Source organism: Streptomyces sp. RLB3-17 (assembly GCF_007113425.2).
Classification (GTDB): Bacteria; Actinomycetota; Actinomycetes; order Streptomycetales; family Streptomycetaceae; genus Streptomyces; species Streptomyces mirabilis_D.
On the sequence record NZ_CP041610.2, the window covers coordinates 7,915,712 to 7,933,577 of the forward strand.

Consider the following 17,866-nt stretch of genomic DNA (forward strand, 5'->3'; position numbering starts at 1 on the left):
ACCGCGCGAGGCTTCCGCAAGCGAGCGATGACGGTCGTTGAGAAGGCCTGTCTGGGGGTGTTGCCACGCAACGAGAAGTGACGCTTCGTATTTGAGGACGCTGTTGCGCCTGCTGGGGGTGACAAGCGTTGAAGATTGATGTGTCGACGAGTATTCAGCCAGTGGCGCTGGCCACCTCTCTGGGGTACTTGCCCGTTGCGGCGGCGGCGGAGGGCCAGCACCTCCATCTAACAGCTCTCGAACCCGCAGCTTCGGCAGTATCAGCGCCCGAGTGTGCGCAGCCCGTCCCATAGCACGCGGATCAGCGCCGGAATCCGCTTCAGCACGTCGATCGCATACTGTGCGGGATCCTTGGCCTTCAGCGAGCCGCGGATGAGGATGAAAGACATGGTGAGGACGAGGGGGGTGATGACGATGAGCGTAAACATGATGAAGACGCTCATGGGCGGCTCCTTCCCGGAACTCTCCCGAACCGACCGGGGCCTCGCCGTCTTTCGGCGAGCGGGATGAGCTTCATCCCAGCGCTGTGCACTGACGCTGCACGCTGCGATGCATCCGTATGCATTTCTGCATGAGTGCGCAGACGGTAGGCGGTCACACTTCGTGACTATTCAGGCGAAGACGGCTCCTTTCCAGTACGTTGGTGATGTGGGCACTAGGTACGACGATGGACGTGGGGAACTTGAAACCGTCCTGGCCGTCGTGCTGCGCAAGCAGCAGCCACCCGAAGAGCTGGTCAGAGCGCTGACAGGCGTCCGGCGGTTCAGCCTCATGAAGGATGCGCTCGACGGGGTTCCCGAGGTGCAGGACGGCACTGATGCCAGGCGAGCATGCAAGGCCATCCGGACAGCCCTCTATCGGCAGTTGCCCGACAGGCATGGGGAGCTGGCCGAGCTACTGGGCCTGGACATTCACCAGTCGAAGGTGCTGCGTTGTGTGCTCGCCGGCATGACCATCGCAGATGCGGTGCGGCAACTCGGAGACGGCGAGGACGCGCGCGACGGAAGCACCGGATCGCGTTGGATGAGCGAGGCTACAGTTCGCATCGCGTCGTGGGTGATGGCGGAGGAGGGGCGACCGGGCGCCGATGTGGAGGACAAGGGGCTGCGTGACTATCTCGAACAGCTCGCTGACCACTGCGCCGAGTTGCCGAATTGGTTTCCGCAAGTCCCTTTCACAACCCTCTTGCAGGAAGTGACCGTCACACCACCGGCCGCCTCCGGCGAGTCGGAGAGTGAAACGTCCTACCAACAGGCCACAGAGCTAAGGTGGTTGGACAAGAGCGATACCGCAGGCATGCCGCGGCGGGTGCCGTGGACTAGCGCGCTTGACCAGTACCGCCGGGTGCTGCTCGTCGGCGGACCGGGATCGGGTAAGAGCTGGGCGGTGCGCGGGCGTGCGCTGACTCTCGCCCAGGAGCGGCTGGAGGGTCAGTCCGATGGGCGGATCCCGATTCTGATCACTGCCCCGAAGCTGGAGTCGACCCTCGGCGAAGGCATGCCGCGGGTAGGTGACCGGTCCGAACTCGCCAAGGCCCTGGCCGAATCGCTGCCGCCGGATGTCGCTTGGGCGCCCGGTGCAGTGCCCACGGTCCTCAGGCTTCTGGAAGAGCAGGCAGCGGTTGAGCTGCTGGTCGATGGCTACGACGAGGTGCGCAACCAGCAGCCACGGCTGGCCCAGAGGCTTGGTGAGATCGTCAGCCTGCTTAACCCGAAACACAGCAGATTCGTCCTGACCACCCGGCCGTCGGCCATACCGCAGCATCGTTTCGCGAAGTACGCAGCCTTTTGCGAGCTGCAGCCCTTCGGTACGCCGGAACAGCTCCACTTCGTCGGTGCCTGGTTCACCGACCGCCCAGAGCCGGCCCGCCGGGTTCGACGTTGGGTGATCGAACGGCGGCTCGAACTACTCCGTTCTCCGCTGCTGCTGGCACTGCTGTGTAAGGTCTCCGACACGCCCGATGCTGCCCCGCCGCGCACCGAACGCGAGCTGTGGGAACTTGCCCTAGACCGGCTCACCCGAGGCGAGGGCCGGGATGAGGAGCTGACTGCCAACGACGAACGGGTGCGGCTACGGAAACAGCTCATGGAGGAGATCGCGTCGCTCTTCCAAAGTGACACGGGCCTCCTCGCCGAGGTACCGATTACCGACATTGAGCGCCAATTTGCTAGCGATCCGGCCTGGCAGGAACTGCGGCAGCTAACGTCATGCGCTTCTGTAATAGACGATCTCGTGGCAACGGGAGTGGTGCGCAAGGTCAAGTGGAAACACCACCATGCGCTTGCATTCCTGCACGACGCGATCCGCGACCACCTGCTGGCCAAGCTACTGGCGCGACATAACAGCTGGTCGGATGAGATCTGGCGGATATGGTCGCAACCCGAGTGGGAACAGGTCATCGGGGCGACTGGGGCATTCTTGGACGACCCAGACAAGCTGGTTCGGGAGTTGGAGATCCGCTTCCCCGACGACCCCCTCAACGCTGCCCGTTTCACGGCGGGCTTGGTACTCGCTGCAGGTGGCGCGGTGAGCGCGGACAAGCGTGAGTCGATCCGCGATGAGTTGCTGATCCTGCTCTGCTCCGACGACGCCATCGACAGGAGCCGCAGTGCGATGCTGCTCTCCTCACTGCAGGACCAGCAGACGGCGGGGCTGGTGCGCAATCTCTTGCACCCCTCTCTCCCCTCTCATGTGATCGCTGCCGCCATGCGCACTATCGCGAGCGGCTCGTCGGCGGAGTCCCTGCAAGCCCTGATCGACTGTGCCCGCCGGGACGACTTCACGCCGGACGAGCGTGAGGCGGCAGTCGAAGCACTGGCCGAGACAGGTGCAAATGGCGCGCTCACCGCCCTGGAGTTGCTGGCCGCCGATGTGCAGATGCTACCTGTCGTACGGGCTGCCGCCGCCGCCCACGCTTTGCGGTCTTTCGATTCGGACATGGCTATGCGGCATTTGCTGGAAGGTACGGAGGAGGACTCAAGAACGAGCCGGCGAGCGCTCACTGAACGCCTTCTGGGCACTGATGTCGCGCGGCCGCTCTCCGGGGAGTTGGTCGCGGGCACCCTGCACGTAACCGATCCCTATTGTGCCGCCTTGCTTCTGACGGCGGGTCCGGGGACCGTCGAACGCGGCGAGCAGGCTCTCGTACAGGGCCTACCGAAGAGCGCGGCAGTCGATGCACTGTCGGACGCCGTCGAACGGGTACGCGCCGTCGCCCGGCACGATCCGTTGCTCATCGTCTTGGCCCGCTACATCCTCGACGCCGACCGTCGGCCCGACTTGCGCTGGCGGTTGGCCCGGGAGATCAACGATGGCGAGACAATGACCGTCGTCGGCGTCTGGGAATCCTTCGCGCGGCCCCTAAGCCACAACGATGTGATGGGTGTTGGGCAGTTCCTCGTTGAGGAAGCAGACCGGTTGCCCAAGGAGTTCGGTGATCGCTTGCGCTCCGCCATCGCTCAGGGTGTATTCGGCCCGCTCGTCCAGGTGCTAGGAGAACCGGACGGCGCCTTCGGCCCGGCTCCGGAGACTGTGCGCCAGGTGGACACCAGGGCGGCGAAGGACCAGCCGAACCCGAATATGTCTGATCAGGGAGCCGAGTCGGCGGCTATGCCCACCATCGCCGAGGTGCTCGACTCGGACCATGAATCAGTTGTTCAGTACCAACTGCTGCGCGCTTTGCGCCGGGCCATACCGGCGGACGGTGATGACAGGATTCGCGCTGCCGCACTGACCAACGTCGTCGCGGTGGGGACGGTGACCACATGGATCGATGTCCAGCCGCGCGTGGCACCACTGGCCGAGTCACGGTTGGTCGCCATCCGGCACCAGCTCACAGACATCGAATTGGCCCGACTGCGCGCCCGCTGGCCGGAGCGACAAGAAGAAGTGGTTCACACCCAGGCGACGTTCAGCGCCAAACTACTTGACGCTCGGGCCGAGGCCGCTCTGTTGTCCAATGACTTGGATGAGGCTGCGACGATGGCGCTGGCGTCCATCGGCGCACGGCAGGCGGAGGGGCTGCGTCCGACCTCCGATGCAGTGTCAGTCCTGTTTGCTGCCGGTGGCGCCTCCGGCCGTACCTGGAGTACGCACCGGCAGGTAGATTCCTACCTGAAGTCGCTCCCGGCGGGGAGCCGGGTCGTCCTGTCTGCCTGGCTGTCGGCAGCGAACAAGGATTACACCCACGTCGCCCAGCTGCTCGACATGCTTCCCGCTTACATGCGCTCGTCCGCGGACGTGGCCGGGCTGCGGATCGCCGCGGGCCTGGCCAGCGACGAGGCGTTCGAGCAGGTTATGTCGTGGTCGGGCTGTATGCGGGTGGTTGTACTCCTGCAGGCTGTGAGACAGTTCGACGCCTCGCCGACGCTCACTGAGCGCCTGGAGCACGCCCGCGCCGTGGCCGCTCGCCGGGCCAATGCCCTCTTCACCTCCTGGCCGCCGGTGATGCTGGACTCACCGTCACTTCAGGGCACCCCGAAGTGGTCGTGGGTACTAGCGGACATCGCTGCGACACAACTGAAGAGAGGGCGGGCGGACGTTGCCGCTGCCGTCTACGAGGCGGCGGTGGCAGAGTCACCAGACAATGCCCGATTTATCAACAACCTTGGGTTCTGTCAGATCCCCCTGGACCGGGATCTTGCGCTGCGTACACTCGACCGGGCGGCTGAGCTATTCGCGGTGCCGTTCGCCGTAAACGTCGCCAACCGCATGTTGCTTCGTCTGCTCAGGGGCGATGCGGAGTTCGCGCTAGACATTGGGGATGACTATTACCGTCGGGGAACTCCCACAAACCCGGGCTCGTGGCTGTGGGACATGGACGACGTCTCGATCCTCGACGAAGATGTCGACGAGCAGAACTACATTCTGGAACTCGGCAGGAGAGCTGCGGTGAGCCTGGGACGCTATGGCCTCGCGGAGGAATGGGAGCGAAGGCTTCGCTCGCGGCGACCAAGCGGCGGAAAGAGTCCGGAGGCCAGCGATGAGTGAGGGAAATGTTAGGGACACTGATCTGGAAGACCTTCTGCCTTCTCCAGCTGCAGTGCGTTGCCGTATGACACTCGACGTCGGACTCCAGATACACGCGCTGCTCGATCTCGCAGAGATTTCCACCGACGTGAGAGCTCTCAAAGCAGCGGTACGCAGAAATCGCGACTCCGATCTGCTTGCGAGGCTCGAGAATTCCGTCCCACCGGAAAAGCTGAAAGGCGCGGCAACGGATCAGGGCGTGGATCTTGACCGTCTTGAACAGCAATTCCCCTATGTTCGAATCATGTACATCATGTCGACAGCGTCCACGATGGAGGACGTGGCATGCGACATCGAGGGTGCGTCCCGTGATCGAGCCGAGTAGCTAAGCCGGCTGACCCGGCCGCGGGCACACCCGCAGCCGTCCTGCTGGTCGAAGAAGATCTCATTTGACGCTGCAGAGTGACATTCAGGTCTACGCCCTGATCGGCAAGGGCTGGCAGCTGGAAGGCGGACGGAGGGAGAGAAACCATGCCTGACCAGCAAGAATCAAATGATCACGTTGGGTTGAGATACGACTTCTGATGGTCGGGCGCTGGCCGTTCTCCTGGGCCACGCGCAGCACCGTCTTCATGGCGAGCTGTACTTCATCGTCAGTGAGTGTTGGCCGGGTCACTGCGCTTGTCCTCGTTCTCGGCGATGTGGAGGTTGTGGACTTCGAGGAAGCTGGTCAGGTCGGTGCACTGCTCTTCCAAGCGGTGCCGTACGTGGCTGTCCAGCCCGCGGCGTCCCGGGGCGCTGGCTGGCTACCCGGAGCGGGCGGAGGCGTTGGCAGCAATCGACCCGGACTGGAACCCGCAGTGGTGGCTGGACTGGCAGCGCCACGGGTGAGGGAGTGTCCGGTCGGCGGGGTGCAGTTGGCGGACCTGGCGCCCGGCGTCGCCGTGCGCGGGCATTGACTGCTGATGGGGATGCCCGAAAATGGCTCTGTCCGCAGTTTCGGATGCTGTTGGTGATCTTCGCTCTGTTGAGTGAAGTTCTTCGGTGGTCCGGCTAATCGTCCTGTCTGTGTGCTGGCCTTGTTGGAGCGGGGCAGAACGAGCGGTCGGAGGGGTGGCCGCGGTGGCAATGCGGTCTGGCCGGGGTCGGTTGGTCCCGCCGTTGACGGTGCGGATGGCGAGGGCGAGTAACCCGCGGGGCACGGCGGCGATGTGGGTGCGGGATCGACTGGCACTACTCCCGCGAGCCTGACCGCGCGGCGATGCAGCAGACAGTCACCGTCCCGTCCGGCCGACTGACCCCGTACGCCACGCCGCGATGGTGGCGGAGGACCGCCAACTCACGCTGCAGGGCTACGAGGTCTACCGCATCGGCGGCCACGAGCTGCGCCACCACGTAGCTGCGGAAGCGATGCTCACCGACTTTTTCAACCGCCTTCTGAGCCGCCACGGCCACCTCGAGCCGCAATAGAGGCGGCCAGGGCCCAGATGCCGGCGGTGCACGGGGCCGGCATCAGCGTTTGATCCGGCCGCGGGCCGCCAGTGCTGCCAGCCCGAGGAGGACTGGTTCGCTGAATCGGCTGAACATCTCGATCCAAGTGCCAGCGGTGGTGAGGTCTTGGTCGCTGGAGCGGAAGATGACGGAGTTGAGCACGACGTGCCCGGCGTCCTTCGCGCGGTCGGCGGTCCACCGCTGGCTGAGTGGTCCGGACAGGGCGGGGTCGTCCTTGTCGATCACCAGGTGGATCCGGCTGCCGGGGGTGGGCATGGTTCCGGTCGCTGTCTGCTTCGGCGTCGGATTGGGCAGGCCCCACAGCATCATCAGGAACACGGTCAGGGCCATCGCCACCCCGAGGGCGGCCAGGGCCCGGGAGGCGCGCAGACCGTAGCCGGAGACCAGCCAGTAGGCGTGCAGCAGGATGCGTTCGCCGAAGGGTGTGTCGTGGTCCAGGCGGCGCATCTCCATCTCGCCGTAGTAGAAGTCCGCGGCGCCGGGCTCGTTCTTGCCGTCCTCCAGGGCCTTGCGCAGCTGCCGGTACGTGGCGGCTAAGTCCTTGGGTCCGGGGGTCGTAGCGGGGTCGGGGTGGTTGGGGCAGGGCTGCCAGCCCCGGGTCTGTGCGGTACGGCGGCCGGGGAGGGGCAGGGCGCGCCAGTGGTGCTCTTCGGCGATGGTCCGGCGGCGGGTCCAGGGGGCCGGCGGTTCGTCGAAGGGGACGTGTCCTTCGAAGCGAAGCTGGTCGAGGTGATGGGCGCCGGTGAACAGGCAGGCGGACAAGTCCACTCCGGACAGTGCCAGGAAGGCGGCGTCCACGCCCGCCAGCATGACGATCAGCGGCCGTGGGTCTTGCCCGGTCAGCGGGTCTTCGGGGAGCGGGCCGTCGTTGAAGGAGAACGGCCGGGGGTGGAAGTTGATGGCGACGGGCTGGGAGAGCACGGCGTCCTGCAGATTGACGTCGGCGTAGCGGACGTCGAGGGTGAGCGCCGTGTTGATCTGCGCCGCCTGAAGGAGAACTTGCGCGGCGGCGATCCGGATGCGGATCGGGCAGGTCAGGACGGCCCGGCTCAGGTCCAGCACACCGCCGCAGACGATGGGGCCCACCAAGGGCCCGGTGAACGTCGTGTCGGGGAGGTCGACGTCGCCTTTGAAGCGGGCCCCGGCGAAGACGGCGTCACGGCCGAACGTCACCTCGTTGAATCGTGCCCTCTCTTCGACCTGTACCGAGACGAAGACGATCCCGTCGGTGAACGTCACGGCGAGGAAGGCAGCCTCGCCGAACATCTGGGCGCGGGAGAACAGGGCCCCGCTGGAGAACCTGGCGTGCTCGAAGGCGGCGTCCGAGCCGAAGAGGGTGTCCTGGAACCACGCGGAGCCTTGGAAGTCCGCGTGTTCGAAGGCGCCTCCCATCTCGAAGACGGCTTCCTCGAAGACAGCGTCGCGGTTGAAGGTGACCTCGTAGAAGAGAGCGTCATCGGCGAAGTGGGCGAGCCAGAAGAAGGCCTCGCCGGTGAACGTGACGCCTGTGAAGTCGGCCAGCTCGGGGAAGCGGGCGCGGCCGAAGTCTGCCTCACCGAAGGTGTTGCCGACCGCTGCTTTGAGCTCTTCCAGCAGTTCGCGGGTGAAGGGCACGCCGCGGCAGTCCACCGCGGCGCCGGGCGATAACGCCCCGAGCGCCTGCCTGCGTTCCTCCGGTTCCAGATGGGCCAGGCACCGGTCGTACGGCTCCCACGGCACACCGAAGCAGTCGCCGCGGTCGCCAGGGAAACCGCAGCCAGGCCAGCGAAGCCGGGGATCGTCACTCAGGAAGGCCAGGATGGGACCGCCCGCGTGTATGAGGTTCACCGGGTCTGCAGGGCGCCGCTGTCGATGAGGCCCTGGATGTAGGGCGGCCAGTCCCGGGTGAGGCTCTGGGCGATGCCGTCGTGGACGTCGCGTCGGACCTGCGGGGTGACGTGTTCGACGTCACCGTTGGGGTAGTGCAAGCGCAGGCCTTCGCGGCTGGCGTCACACAGGATGGCGTGGGCCTTCTTCGTGAGTGTGAGGTAGAGCTGCGGGACCTGCGCGTTCAGGAGCTCGTCGATGACGGCCTCGTAGTCGATGCCAAGATCGGACCAGGTCTTGCCCTGCTTGTCGAGCCACAGGGTGACGTCGGAGAAGAACACGGCCTTGCCCGGGCCGTGGTTCGGGTCACGGGCCAGGCCGGTGGCGGAGTCGAGCGCGATGCCGGCGCCCTGGCTGACGAGAGAGCGGGGAATCATCGGCGGCGCGATGGCGACCGCGCACTCCCCCCAGCCGTCGCGGGTCTCCGCCGGCCAGGGCAGCCCCAGCACGAGCCATCCGGCCGGTGACAGCAGTGAGGTGCTCACCGAGCTCTTCCCCCTTGATGGTGTGATCACTGGCTTCTGATCTTTTCGCCTCAAGTGCCCGGCGAACAAGGCGGTCCTCGGCCACCGTCAGCAGTTCTCGCTGATCTCGATAGCGCGGAGGCGCCGCCTAACCGTTGGGCGGCGCCTCCGCGCTGTTCGGTTTGGCTCGGTTTCAGGGCCGGCGGCTGCGGTGGGCCGCGAGGTCGGTCACGTGTGCAGTCTGCTGGGCCTGGCTGCGTACTTCCGCGTAGTCGAGGGTGAGCTGACGCAGGGCCTCGGCGTAGACGCCGAGGGTGCGGCGGAGTTGAGCGTTCTCGCGGCGCAGGTCGGCGATGGTGTCTTCGGGGGTCTTCTTGTGCTTGGTGTCCTGTTCCGGCTTGGGGATGTTGCGCTGGGCGTCGGCCCGCTCCTGGAACGAGGCGATCAGGTGGGGGAAGTTCCGGTAGAAGGTGGCGTGCTTGACGTCCAGCCGCCGCTCTACGGCCGTGATGGTGGGGCGTCGGCCGGACTCCTGGGCCTCGCGGAGCACCAGGTCCATGGCGAGCTGTACTTCGTCGTCGGTGAGGGTCGGCCGGGTCACCGTGCGGTCTCCTTGGTCGTGCTGGTGGGGATGTTGTTGGCTTCGAGGAACTCGGCGAGCTCGGCGCGGCGCTGTTCCATGCGGTTGCGTACGTAGGGCGCGAGGATGACGCCGTTGGCGAGTGCGCGTTCCAGCCGCTGGAGCCAGGCGATGAAGGCGTCGGCGTTCTCGGCTGTCAGCGCGACGTTGCGGCACTTGAGCGGCTGGCAGTCCGGCAGGGACGGCCCGTCGGAGTCGCCCCGTCGGCACAGGGCCCGGTCGGGGTTGTAGACACAGGTGACGAACTTGCCGGGGTAGATGTGCGGATCATGGCGGCGCATGTGGCGGGCCAGCCGCTTGTCGTCGGTGATGACCTTGCCGAGGAAGTCGACTTCGTCCTCAAGGGCGGCGAGGCGGGCTTCGGCTTCGTCGGCGGCCGGCCCGGTGAGCTTCTGCGGGGCGGGGCTGAGGATGATGTCGCCGAGCTTTGCTCCACGGGCGATGGCCTCCTCGGCCTCCACCTCGGGGCGGAAGCCTGAGGTGGAGGTGCCTGCGTAGCCCTCGAACATTTGGATCGAGTGGTGGCGGTACTGGATGGCGCCGGCGATCGTGCCGCCGGGCTGCCGCGCGATGCACCAGGCCAGCGTGCGGCGGAACTGCCGGGTCTGGGGTTTCCAGGGGCGCCCGTTGACGTCTGGGATGCCGTCGGGGCGGCCGAGGCGGGCGCAGTAGTCGTTGGTCCACTGGACCAGGAAGGCGAGATTCCGCCGCGTGGTCTCACTGGTCTGGGCTGAGTTGGTCTTGGTCTTGGGGTGGGCGCGGGAGGAGGGCGGCACGGCGAACAGGAACGGCTGCTCGGCGGGCTGGAGTTCTTCCAGGACCTTGATGGCCTTGGCTACCGCGGCGTTGACGATCCAGGTGGCCTCGACGCCTTCGGGGGTGCCCTCCCCCTTGAAGGCCTGGCTGGTGGCCCGGTACCGGACGGGGCGGCCCTCTTCATCGCGCCAGATACTCAGGCAGCCGCGCTTCATGTGCTTGACCTCGCTGTCGCGCATCCCGGACAGGTAGGCGATCACGATGTAGCAGGCGGCCTGGAGCAGCCGGGCGTAGTCCTCCGCGGTGTCCCAGCGCAGGGCGGGCAGCCAGGGCTGGCCGTCCAGCGTGCCGCGGATGGGGGTGCGCAGGTACGTCGTGTCATCGAGGCCGAGTTCGTCCATGACATCGTCGATGAGCTGCCGGTGTTCGGACTGCTTGCTGAGGGTGCTGGTATGCACGCGGGCCTCGCGGGCGAGCTGCTTCAAGTTCACGGTCACCGGCACCTTGACGGCCCTGGGACCGTAGGTAGTGCGGGGCAGCGGCCGGCCCTCACGGCGGTAGCGGTCCAGGACGACGAGCAGCCGCTCGCGAGGCGACTCGCCGTCGACCATGCCCTTGGACAGCTTGGCGGAGCGGGACTGCTGCCAGTCGTTGAGGCCGCGCAGGATGTCGTCAGCGAAGTCCTCGACCCAGCGCAGGGCCCAGGTCAGCAGGGGCCCGATGACTTCTTCAGGGATCCGGTCGGTGGTGTTCTCGCGGGCGCCGCGACGGGTGCGTCCACGGTTCCCGTACGTCGTGGGGTCGTCCCACAGGATGTACGGGTCGACGGAGAGGGTGTCGCCGGTCAGCTTGGTCCGGTACACCCACAGCTGGCGGACCGCACCGCGCTTGTTGGATCGGTTGAGCAGCGACTTGCGGGTGGCGTCGAGGAAGGCGCGGTAGTCCTCGAAGTCCTCAAGGGTTAGGGCGCTCAGCCGTGTTACGCCGCGCTGGTCGGCCCAGTGGAAGAACTCCTTGAGCTGGCTGAACCGGCCGCGGATGGTGACGATGCTGAGCTCGGGTTGTCCGTCGGGATGGTCGTGGCGCAGGAGCGCGAAGAAGAATTCCTTGGCGGTGTGCCGGAACTGGGCGGGCAGGGTGAGGAAATTCAGGCTCAGGGCCTGCTGGTGCTGCTGGTGCACGGCTGGGGTCAGGTCCCACTTGTCGCCGCCGAAGTGTGCGGTGTCGGTCAGCCGGACGCCGGCGACCAGTGGGCGCTTGGCCAGGACCAGGGCGTCGTCGGGGATGCCCCGGATGAGGGCGCGGGCGGTTGCGGTGGTCATCAGATGTCCTTCGGTACGTCGAGCAGGTCCAGGCCGAGGTCCTGCGGCTTGTTCAGGGCGGCCTTGTCGCGCTCGGCGTCGGTGAACTGCGGGAGGATCAGGCGGGTCAGCGCGAGCCAGGTCCGGCCGTGCTCGTGCACCCACGTGTCGATGTCCATGGACTGCCGGGTGGCCTCCAGGGTGTCGACGAGGGCCAGGAGCACGGGCAGGTGGTCGTGGGTGATCAGTGCGTTGGGGCAGCGCAGGCAGGTCAGGAACGACACGTCGCACCGGTTGCCGTCGCTGAACGGGCTGTGATTGATGTCAAGGCAGGAGCTGGCGACGGTGTCGAGCTGCCCGTCCAGGGCTTGGTGCAGGGTTTGCGGCGTGGTGCCCAGGGCGGCGGCGGACTGCTCGGGGGCGTGGGCTATGGCCTGGGTCTGGGCACTGGTCAGGACGTGGGGTTTGAAGCCGCGGGCGTTGTCTTCGGCCTGGTTGATGGCGGTGGTCAGGATCTCGTCGGCCCACTCCCGCACCGTGGGGTCGCCCTTGAGGTAGTTGGCGAAGGAGACGTCGAGGGTGTTGGTGCGGGACGCAGAGGGCATGTGCCCGCCCATCGCCTTGGTGGTGCGGACCTCGACGGTGGTCTTGAGCCGGTTCATGTCGATCGGCAGCGGGGTGCCGGAGTCATCCAGCAGGCCGTGGCGCTGTCCCCACTGGCTCAGCCGCAGGGCGCGGCCGAGCCGGGCGGCGTAGGGGTCGATGTGGCCGAAGGCGGCGGCTTTGGTCTCCCAGTCGACGCCCTTGGTGCCGCTGGCCCCGGTCCAGATGCTCCAGAGCCGCTCGCCGCCCGAGTAGCGGCGCCCGCGGGCGGTGAGCTGGTGCAGCAGGAGGTAGCAGCCGCCGGGTGCGTGGAGCTGGCGGCTGTCGTTGCCGCCGGTCTCCCAGTGCACGGTCTCCCGCGTGATGACCTTGGAGCGGCGCCGTTTGGTCAGGTTCACGGCGACGGCGCGGTTGTCCAGCATGCGGTGGGCGTGCGGGAGTTCCTTGATGGTTTCGACGTTGCGGCCGGTCAGGCCCACGGCGAGCACGGTCAGCGGGGCCAGGTCGGCATCGGTGAGGAAGAGCTGCCGGGCCAGCTCGATGCGCCCGGCGATGATGTGCTGCCGCAGATGGGTGCGCACGGCCGGGACCCGTCCCGTGCGGTCCATGGTGTCCAGGTGCTCGGCCAGGAGCCGTTCGTCCGGGCTGAGTGTCTCGGGTGTGGTGCGGAAGGTCTCCAGCAGCCGCTCGGCCTTGCGGATGCGGTCGCGGATGGCCACGACGTCGCTGCGGGCCGCGGCCATCAGGTCGCGGAATTCACGGTCAGAGTAGCCGGGGACGCCCTGGGCAGGCGTGCTGCGGCGCGTGTGGCCGGGGCGGCGGATGTAGTCGCGTAGCTCCGGGGACAGCAGCGTGGACGCAGTGACCTCCTGCAGGAGCTGGCGCACGCTCGTCAGTTCGGAGTGTACGGCGGGTTCCTTGGTGGTCTGAAGCCGGTGGAGGCGGTAGCGCTCCAGGTGCCGCACCGTGAGGTCGCTCAGGGACTTCGGGGGCCGGGCGAGGGTGTCCATGAAGGTGAGGAACCGCCTGATGGCGCCGAAGCCGTGGTTTGCGCTGGCCTCGGTGCGCAGGGTGCCCGTCGGGCCGATGCGGACTGCGAACGCTGCTGCGAACTCGGCGTGGAAGGCCGGGAAGGGCAGTTGGGCGAAGGAGTAGTGCCTGCGGCGGCCGTCCTCGCCGGTGAACGGCACGGTCAGCGTCGTGGGGACGCTGGCGCGGGCCGTTTCGGCTTCGTAGGGGCCGTCGGGCATCGCCGAGGCGCGACCCTTGCCGGGCCGCGCTGGCGCGACGGGCCCCGACGGGGCTTTGTCGGTCGACGGGGGGACACCGTCGAGCCGGGCTCGCAGTTCCGCGGAGAGCTGCTCGTACGGGGTGACGTGCTGCAGCACCTGCCGGACCAGCATCAGGTGGCGGTTCGCCCACTTCCGGACACGTGCCTGCTGCAGGCTGATGTGGAACGCATCGAGGTTGGCGGGCACCAGCTCGGCCATGGAACGCGGGGGCTGGTCGTGCTCGGCCAGGTGTGCCAGAAAGGACTGCACGGCCAGGAACATCGTTGCGCCGATGGTGAATGACACCCCGTTGCCCGCGGGGCCGAGTTCGGCCCGGAAGGCCGCCGCCATGTCCCGGTGCAGGGCGGGCAGCGGCAGCGGGGTGAAGTCAAACGCGCGCCGGGTGCCGTCCGGGGTGATCAAAGGAACGATCAGCGGGTTGTCCGGGTCGTCCACGTGGCGCCGGTAGGCGTACTTGTCCCGGCGCTCCTCCTGCAGGCCCGGCCATGCCTCGCCGGCGCCGAAGTCGGACGCGTTCCTCGACAGCGCCAGGTAGCCGCGCATCTCGGGTGTGAGTCGCTCGCCGGGGTGGACGTGCCGCAACAGGCGGCACACGTCCCACAAGACGGTGCGGGCCGTGGTGAGGGTCGTGCTGGCAGCGCGGAAGTGCAGCAGCTGTCTCATGTGCTCGGGCGTCAGATCGCCGACGGAGCCCAGGGGCTGCTCCTGCTCGGAGAGGAAGGACAGGAACCGTGCGGTCGACCGGAACAGGCTGCTGGCCGACTTGACCGAGTGCAGAGCCTCGCAGCGGGCCCGGAAGGCGGCGGCCAGGTCGGCATGGAAGGCGGGCATCGACAGCGAGGCGAACGAGAAGACCTCCTGCGTGCCGTCGGCGGCGGTGAACAGCACCTTCAGCACGCCGGGCTCGCTCGCGGCATGCAGGGCGTCGGACGGGTGGGCAAGGGGCGCGGTCATGCGGTCTTCGCCTCCGAAGCGGGCTTGTTGAGTTCGGACGAGTCGACGCCGGCGGGCTCCCACGCGGTGGGGATCAGGGCCAGGCGGGTCTCCATCTCCAGCTCCTCCAGGGCGTGGAGGTAGCGCATCGTGGTGACCACGCTCTGGTGACCGAGCCTGATGCGGACCCAGTTCAGCGGGTCGCCGAAGACCATCTGGTGAGTCATGCGCTGACCGGGGTTCATCGCGGCCATGTCCTCGATGTGGCCGCGCCAGAGCTGTTCCAGGGTGATCACGGCAAAGCTGTGACGCAGGGCATGGGGGTGAGAGCGCAGTTGCTGCCCGTGGCGGGTGCAGCGCCGGTTGGCGGCCTTGAAGACTTCCTGCCAGCAGGACCGGCCGCTGGGCAGCCCGCGCTCGTTGAGCCACAGCGCGGCGGGCTCCAACCCGTCCGGGGTGTCGATCAGCAGCCGTCGCCTTTCGGCATGGCCGAGTTGGTCGACGGTCAGCCTCTCCCCGTCGACGACGACCTTCAGGTTGGCCCGGTCGGTGATGATCAGCGGGTTGCGGATGCGCTCGTACACCCCGTCTTCCTGGGCGTACTCGACGGCCTCGGCCCGCTCCTCCTCGATGTAGTCCCACACCGCCTTCAGCGAGGACGCCGGGAAGTACACCCAGCGGGCCGAGCCGTACTTGGCGATCGTCCAGGGCAGCCAGCTGCGCAGGTTGGCCTTGCCCGGCACCGGGTGTGGGACCTCGAACAGCGACAGCGAGGTCTGCTCGCACAGCCGCAGCCCGGTACGGATCATCAGGTCGGAATAGGTGGCGTTACGGGTGCCGAACCGGCCCCGAAACGAGCGGTCGCGCAGCCCCTGGTGCGTGTAGCCCCGTAGTCCGATGTCCCGCCAGGCGCGGTACATCTCCGGTGTCAGCCACACGATCTGGTTGCGTGGCCCGGTGTGGGAGGCCTCGGCCGGCGTCGTGCCGCCGCGGCGGCGGCCGTGGCTGTCGCGGGCCCGGCTCTCGCGCTGCAGGATCGGGTTTTCTGCCGCGTACTTCCGGCGGGGGTGGATGGCCCAGTTGTAGAAGGAGTTGACGGTGGCGACCTCGCGGTCCCAGGTCTGCCAGTCGACGTGCGGGCCGCGCGGGTCCGCCGTACGCCACTGCTTGTACGCCGCCCGGTCCTGCGGGGTCGCGTGGCGCCAGTCCTTGCGGCCGCGACTGCGCCACAGGAAGGACAGCCACAGCTTCAGGTCTGAGGCGTGGGCGCGCTGGGTGCCCTCGGGCGCGGCGGCCAGCTGCGTGAAGAACTCGTTCAGCTCGATGTCGTAGCGGCCGTCGGGGCTGATCAGATACGGCGTGCCGTCCAGCACCTTGTGCTCGTCCAGCCACTCGTCCAGATCCCACAGAGTGTCGATCAGCGGGTCGGCGGTCTGCGGCCGGGGCAGGTCGCGGCGGGTGTAGAACACCCGCCAGTCACGTTCGGTCATGGTTCCTGTAGTCGGTTGGTCGGGAAGCGGACCCAGGGTGGGCCCGCGGGGCGCATCGGTCGGGTCAGTGCTGGGCCTGGGCACGTGCGGTGGCCCGCAGACGGTGCATCTGGACGGTGAGCGGACGGCCGTCGTCCTCGGTCAGGTGGTGCCGGTGGGCCCAGGTGTGCAGCAGCGGCGAGGCGGAGTGGCGGGAGAGCGGGGCGTGACCGCTGAGGTTGGCGCTGCGGCCGGTCCACAGGTTCCACAGCTGCGGTGTGCCGGAGAAGTGACGGCTGCGCTGGGTGAGCCGGTGCAGCAGGAGGTAGAAGTCGCCGGCGGAGCGCAGCGGGTCGTGGCCCTCGCCGCGGAGTTCCCACCTCACCGGTGTGGTGCCCCGCTTCCTGTCCATGTGCTCGTCGAGCCGGACGACGACAGAGCCATCGCGGGTGACGGTGTGATGGGCGGGCAACTCGGCAGTCTCGGTGACCCGCAGGTGGCCGAGCGCCAGAGCCAGGATGAACAGCGGGGCCGCGTCGGCCGGGGTGAGGAAGAGCAGCCGGGCGGTGTCCTGCTTGCGCTGGCCTTCGACATGGGGGATGCGGCCGGTGCGGTCCATGACGTCCAGCAGCCGGGCCGTGTCCCGGTCCTCCTCGTTGAGCGTGTGCGGGGCGGCACGGAAGGCGGCCAGGAGCCGCTCGGAGGCGGTGAGACGGGAGATGATCCGGGCTGCGTCGGTACGGGCCGCCTGAAGCAAGGCGGTGTACTCGCGGTGGGAGTACACCGGCACCGCATTCCGGGGAGGCTGCGGGCCGATGACCTTCCGGGGTGCTTTGACCAGGTCCCACACGGCGGGGTGGAGGGAGCCGTACGGGGCGTCCTGCAGCAGGCGGCACAGCTGGGCGAGTTCACGTCCGATGCCCGCCGCAGTGCGGGTGGCCCCCTCGATGTCCCGGAAGGTGTACAGGTGGTCGGGGTGCACATCGCCGAGGCAGGTCAGCGGCTTGTCCTGCATGCTCAGGAAGGCCAGGAAGCGGCGGATGGTGCCGAAGTAGGTGTCCGCGCTCGCGGCCGTGAGCGTGTGCCCGTCACCGGTGGCCGGTGTGAGGCGGGCCTTCAGAGCGGCGGCAAGCGGCGTGTGCAGCGGCGGGCACGGCAGCGGGGCGAAGTCGTAGGTGCGTTCGCGTCCGACAGCCGGTCGGAAGCGGACAACGGGGCTGGTCGAGTTCTCGGACATGGGGAACCTTTCCGTTGGGCGGCAAATGCCGCAGATGGGGGTGAGCGGTCGGGTCCGGTTAAGGTCGCCGGACGAACTGGGCGCCAGCTGCGCGCGGACTGTGGGTCACCGGGCCGGGTCGGCGGGGACGATGACCGACAGGTAGGCGCGGGTGCCGGTGCCGTCGCGCATGGGCTTGTAGGTGGCCGGGCCGCAGGCGGCGGCCTGCTGGAGGGCGGTGACCAGCGTGCGCACGGCCTGGTCGTCGCCTATCAGCCGGACGTCGACCGGCTGGGCACGGCCAGGGGCCGCAGGGACGGCCGGGGGCTTGGGGTTCATGGCGTTCTCCGTCTGGGATCAGTGGTCGGGAATGAGGTCCAGGGCGGCCTGGTGCTCGGCGGCGGTCAGGGCGATCCGGCAGCCGTCGGCGCTGGCGTAGGACTGGTGGAGGCGGCGCTGGCCGTCGGCCCAGTCGCGAAGGAGCTGCTGGACGGCGGGGATGCCGGTGTCGAGCGCGTCGGCGATCTGCTGCCAGTCGGCGCCGAGGCGACGGGCGTCATGGACGAGCGAGCCGCGGTGGTGGCCCAGCTCGGTGCGGATGGCCTCACCGAGGGCGAGGCAGGACAGGGCGTCGGTGGGGCCGTGCCGGTCGGGGGCGCTGCGGCTGAGCAGGAGTGCCAGGGAGTGGTCACCGCGGCGGTTTTCCATCCATGCGATGGGCGTGGCGAACGGGACGTCGCCGGGGCGGGTGATGGGTTGTTGCAGTGACTTCCACGTCTCGTACGGGGTGTCGGTGTGGGCGTGGTCGGGCACGGTTTCCTCGCAGTGGACGGCGGGGGCTCGTTC

Annotated in this window: 13 protein-coding genes; 3 read left to right on the top strand and 10 right to left on the bottom strand. The window is 67.9% G+C overall.

The genetic code is table 11. The features are described from left to right. Window positions 1–260: 260 nt before the first annotated feature. Window positions 261–443, bottom strand: coding sequence for a hypothetical protein (locus tag FNV62_RS35820; RefSeq protein WP_144315790.1), 183 nt, complete (start codon window positions 441–443; stop codon window positions 261–263). A gap of 160 nt (window positions 444–603) precedes the next feature. On the opposite strand from FNV62_RS35820, the gene FNV62_RS35825 reads away from it, so the two are divergent. The 3 genes from FNV62_RS35825 (at window position 604) to FNV62_RS35835 (ending at window position 6,438) form a co-directional block, all read left to right on the top strand. After that, entirely contained in the window at window positions 604–4,989 is a 4,386-nt protein-coding gene (locus FNV62_RS35825; RefSeq protein ID WP_205523172.1) for an NACHT domain-containing protein, read from the top strand. 64 nt (window positions 4,990–5,053) lie between these two features. Then, window positions 5,054–5,353, top strand: coding sequence for a hypothetical protein (locus tag FNV62_RS35830; protein ID WP_144315792.1), 300 nt, complete (start codon window positions 5,054–5,056; stop codon window positions 5,351–5,353). A gap of 932 nt (window positions 5,354–6,285) precedes the next feature. Continuing rightward, window positions 6,286–6,438, top strand: coding sequence for a hypothetical protein (locus tag FNV62_RS35835; RefSeq protein WP_164657648.1), 153 nt, complete (start codon window positions 6,286–6,288; stop codon window positions 6,436–6,438). A gap of 42 nt (window positions 6,439–6,480) precedes the next feature. Here FNV62_RS35835 and FNV62_RS35840 read toward each other — a convergent pair whose 3' ends face one another. The 9 genes from FNV62_RS35840 to FNV62_RS35880 all read right to left on the bottom strand — a co-directional run bounded on the left by FNV62_RS35840 (window position 6,481) and on the right by FNV62_RS35880 (window position 17,833). Further along, complete coding sequence (locus FNV62_RS35840) at window positions 6,481–8,307, bottom strand: pentapeptide repeat-containing protein (RefSeq protein ID WP_144315793.1); 1,827 nt, start codon at window positions 8,305–8,307, stop codon at window positions 6,481–6,483. Next, window positions 8,304–8,831 (bottom strand): hypothetical protein, encoded by a 528-nt coding sequence (locus FNV62_RS35845; protein WP_144315794.1) that lies wholly within the window; start codon window positions 8,829–8,831, stop codon window positions 8,304–8,306. The genes FNV62_RS35840 and FNV62_RS35845 overlap by 4 nt, the downstream gene beginning before the upstream one ends. 172 nt (window positions 8,832–9,003) lie before the next feature. Further along, window positions 9,004–9,411: a hypothetical protein gene (locus FNV62_RS35850; protein ID WP_144315795.1), complete on the bottom strand. Its 408-nt coding sequence runs from the start codon at window positions 9,409–9,411 to the stop codon at window positions 9,004–9,006. Beyond that, entirely contained in the window at window positions 9,408–11,528 is a 2,121-nt protein-coding gene (locus tag FNV62_RS35855; protein WP_144315796.1) for a hypothetical protein, read from the bottom strand. The genes FNV62_RS35850 and FNV62_RS35855 overlap by 4 nt, the downstream gene beginning before the upstream one ends. Continuing rightward, window positions 11,528–14,356 carry a hypothetical protein gene (locus FNV62_RS35860; protein WP_144315797.1) on the bottom strand — a complete coding sequence of 943 codons (2,829 nt, stop codon included), beginning with the start codon at window positions 14,354–14,356 and terminating at the stop codon, window positions 11,528–11,530. The genes FNV62_RS35855 and FNV62_RS35860 overlap by 1 nt, the downstream gene beginning before the upstream one ends. Continuing rightward, window positions 14,353–15,825, bottom strand: coding sequence for a tyrosine-type recombinase/integrase (locus tag FNV62_RS35865; RefSeq protein ID WP_144315798.1), 1,473 nt, complete (start codon window positions 15,823–15,825; stop codon window positions 14,353–14,355). Before FNV62_RS35865 ends, FNV62_RS35860 begins: the two co-directional genes overlap by 4 nt. Before the next feature lie 64 nt (window positions 15,826–15,889). Then, on the bottom strand, window positions 15,890–17,041 hold the full coding sequence (locus tag FNV62_RS35870; RefSeq protein WP_144315799.1) for a hypothetical protein: 1,152 nt from the start codon (window positions 17,039–17,041) through the stop codon (window positions 15,890–15,892). 105 nt (window positions 17,042–17,146) lie between these two features. Then, a complete protein-coding gene (locus FNV62_RS35875) occupies window positions 17,147–17,359 on the bottom strand; it encodes a hypothetical protein (RefSeq protein ID WP_144315800.1) in 213 nt (70 codons plus the stop codon). 18 nt (window positions 17,360–17,377) lie between these two features. Beyond that, complete coding sequence (locus tag FNV62_RS35880; RefSeq protein WP_144315801.1) at window positions 17,378–17,833, bottom strand: hypothetical protein; 456 nt, start codon at window positions 17,831–17,833, stop codon at window positions 17,378–17,380. Between the last annotated feature and the right edge of the window lie 33 nt (window positions 17,834–17,866).

What these genes read in the sequence shown, in the direction of transcription:
- FNV62_RS35820 (WP_144315790.1), bottom strand. Translation starts at nt 443, where the DNA reads ATGAGCGTCTTCATCATGTTTACGCTCATCGTCATCACCCCCCTCGTC.
- FNV62_RS35830 (WP_144315792.1), top strand. Translation starts at nt 5,054, where the DNA reads ATGACACTCGACGTCGGACTCCAGATACACGCGCTGCTCGATCTCGCA.
- FNV62_RS35835 (WP_164657648.1), top strand. Translation starts at nt 6,286, where the DNA reads ATGGTGGCGGAGGACCGCCAACTCACGCTGCAGGGCTACGAGGTCTAC.
- FNV62_RS35855 (WP_144315796.1), bottom strand. Translation starts at nt 11,528, where the DNA reads ATGACCACCGCAACCGCCCGCGCCCTCATCCGGGGCATCCCCGACGAC.
- FNV62_RS35860 (WP_144315797.1), bottom strand. Translation starts at nt 14,356, where the DNA reads ATGACCGCGCCCCTTGCCCACCCGTCCGACGCCCTGCATGCCGCGAGC.
- FNV62_RS35865 (WP_144315798.1), bottom strand. Translation starts at nt 15,825, where the DNA reads ATGACCGAACGTGACTGGCGGGTGTTCTACACCCGCCGCGACCTGCCC.
- FNV62_RS35870 (WP_144315799.1), bottom strand. Translation starts at nt 17,041, where the DNA reads ATGTCCGAGAACTCGACCAGCCCCGTTGTCCGCTTCCGACCGGCTGTC.
- FNV62_RS35875 (WP_144315800.1), bottom strand. Translation starts at nt 17,359, where the DNA reads ATGAACCCCAAGCCCCCGGCCGTCCCTGCGGCCCCTGGCCGTGCCCAG.